General features: G+C 65.3%; 3 protein-coding genes. All 3 read left to right on the top strand.

Annotated elements, in window-relative coordinates:
* Positions 1-88 precede the first annotated feature (88 nt).
* Positions 89-1,099, top strand: coding sequence for a type I glyceraldehyde-3-phosphate dehydrogenase (gap, locus tag VEG08_15110; GenBank protein HXZ29322.1), 1,011 nt, complete (start codon positions 89-91; stop codon positions 1,097-1,099).
* Between the two features lie 188 nt (positions 1,100-1,287).
* Complete coding sequence (locus VEG08_15105) at positions 1,288-2,502, top strand: phosphoglycerate kinase (protein ID HXZ29321.1); 1,215 nt, start codon at positions 1,288-1,290, stop codon at positions 2,500-2,502.
* Positions 2,503-2,531: 29 nt separating this feature from the next.
* The coding region (locus VEG08_15100) for a macro domain-containing protein (GenBank protein HXZ29320.1) at positions 2,532-2,692 on the top strand (161 nt) is incomplete at its 3' end.

The following is a 2,692-nucleotide window of genomic DNA, read 5'->3' as shown; positions in this document are numbered from 1 at the left end:
GTGATTGCGCCTCCTTACCCCCGGTGTTAGCATTTTGGGTTTCGAGCCGAGCTTCATAACTCACCTGTAGCTTCGCCGGAGGCGCTTTATGGCAATCAAAGTCGGCATCAACGGATTCGGCCGCATCGGACGCAACATCTTGCGCACCGCCCTCAACGACAGCAACCTGGACTTCGTGGCCGTCAACGATCTGACCGACGCCAAGACCCTCGCCCACCTGCTCAAGTACGACTCCATCCTGGGCAACATCCACAACAAGGTCAGCGCCGCCCAGGACGCGATCCAGGTGGACGGCAAGAGCGTGCGCGTCTTCGCGGAAAAAGATCCCAACAAGCTGGACTGGGCCTCGCTGGGCGTGCAGGTGGTGGTGGAGTCCACCGGGCGCTTCACCGACGCGGCCCAGGCCAAGGCCCACCTGCGGGGCACGGTGAAGAAGGTCATCATCTCCGCCCCCGCCAAGAACGAAGACCTCACCATCGTGATGGGCGTGAACCACGACAAGTACGACGCCGCCAAACATCACATCCTGTCGAACGCCAGTTGCACCACCAACTGCCTGGCGCCGGTGGCCAAGGTGGTGCACGACAGCTTCCAGATCCAGATGGGCACCATGACCACCATCCACAGCTACACCAACGACCAGGTGATCCTGGACTTCCCGCACAAGGACCTGCGGCGAGCGCGGGCGGCGGCGCTCTCCATGATCCCCACCTCCACCGGCGCGGCCAAGGCGCTGCACCTGGTGATTCCCGAGCTCAAGGGCAAGCTGGACGGCTTCGCCATGCGCGTGCCCACGCCCAACGTCTCGGTGGTGGACCTGGTGGCCTTCGTGGAGAAGAAGACCACGGCCGAGGAAGTGAACGCGGCCATGAAGAAGGCCTCGGAGGCGGGACCGCTGAAGGGCTACCTGGGCTACGAGGAGGGCGAACTGGTGTCGATGGATTTCCGCGGCGACGCGCGCTCCTCCATCGTGGACGCGCCCATGACCCGGGTAGTGGGCGGCAACTGCGTGAAGGTCATCTCCTGGTACGACAACGAATGGGGCTACTCCTGCCGCGTGCGCGACCTGATCCACTACATCGGCAGCAAGGGGCTGTAGACATCGGGTCATCGGGTGATCGGGTGATTGAAAAAACCAAAGCGCACCACAAAGGACACGAAGGGGAACACTAAGGACACCAGGGAAGACAGGGGCATCGGGTCATTAAAGAAGCGGGCGCTGATGGGAGGTTGGTCATGCCACAGGCAGCGGTTTCCGAGGCACGCAACGGCAAGAAGAGCAATTCCCTGCGCAAGCTCTCCATCAAGGACCTGGTCCTGAAGGACAAGCGCGTCTTCCTGCGCGTGGACTTCAACGTGCCGCTCAACGAGGCGGGCGGGGTGATGGACGACACCCGCATCCGCGAGACCCTGCCCACCATCGCCTACGCGCTGCGGCAGGGCGCCAAGCTGATCCTGGCCTCGCACCTGGGCCGGCCCAAGGGCAAGCCCAATCCCACGATGAGTCTCAAGCCGGCGGGCGAGCGCCTGCGCGTGCTGCTCGACGAGCATATGGGACAGGGGAAGAACGTGGGCTTCTGTCCCGACTGCGTGGGAGCGGAGGCGGAAGAGGTCTCGCGCCAACTGGAGAGCGGGCAGTGCCTGCTGCTCGAAAACCTGCGCTTCCATCCCGAGGAAGAGGCCAACGACGAGGGCTTCTCCAAGGCGCTGGCCAAGCTGGCCGATTACTACGTCAACGACGCCTTCGGGACGGCCCACCGCGCGCACGCTTCCACCGTGGGTATCACCCGCTTCGTGCAGAAGTCGGCGGCGGGACTGCTCATGCAGAAGGAGCTGGAGTACCTGGGCAAGGCGCTGCACGATCCCCGGCAGCCCTTCGTGGCCATCCTGGGCGGGGCCAAGGTGAGCGACAAGATCCCCGTCATCCAGAACCTGCTGACCAAGGTGAACGCGCTGCTCATCGGCGGCGGCATGGCCTACACCTTCCTGAAGGCGATGGGGCGGCAGGTGGGCAAGTCGCTGGTGGAGGACGACAAGGTCGAGCTGGCGCGCGAGTTGATGGAGAAGGCGAAGGCGCGCGGGGTGCGGCTGCTGCTGCCCGTGGACCACGTGATCGCCCCGAAGATCGAGGCGGAGGTGCGCGCCCAGGTGATCGCGGCCGACCAGCCCATCCCGGCGGACCAGATGGGGCTGGACATCGGGCCCAAGACGGTGGCGCTGTTCGCCGAGGAGATCGGGGAGGCGCGCACCATCGTGTGGAACGGGCCCATGGGGGTCTTCGAGATGGCGCCCTTCGCCAAGGGCACGATGGCGGTGGCGCGGGCGGTGGCGGAGAACGCGGCCGCCGTCTCCATCGTGGGTGGCGGCGACTCGGTCTCGGCGGTGCACCAGGCGGGGGTGGCCGACAAGATCACCCACATCTCCACCGGCGGCGGGGCTTCGCTGGAGTTTCTGGAAGGCAAGAAACTGCCGGGAGTGGAAGCGCTTACCGATAAGAATTAAAGCATCACATCAAGTACGCGGAGACCCTGGTGCGAGTGGATTTGCCGGGCGGGAAGGCCATCGAGTCGGTGCGCGGCGACATCACCGGGGAGCGCACCGAGGCCATCGTCAACGCCGCCAACTCGTCGCTCATGGGCGGAGGCGGGGTGGACGGCGCCATCCATCGCGCCGGCGGCTCCCGCATCCTGGA

The sequence above is a fragment of the Terriglobales bacterium genome, from assembly GCA_035624475.1.
Taxonomy (GTDB): Bacteria; Acidobacteriota; Terriglobia; order Terriglobales; family Acidobacteriaceae; genus DASPRL01.
This window is presented reverse-complemented; position numbering and strand designations above follow the sequence as displayed.

Bases quoted from the DNA above. Each gene is read 5' to 3' on its own strand.
- gap (HXZ29322.1), top strand. From the start codon at position 89: ATGGCAATCAAAGTCGGCATCAACGGATTCGGCCGCATCGGACGCAAC.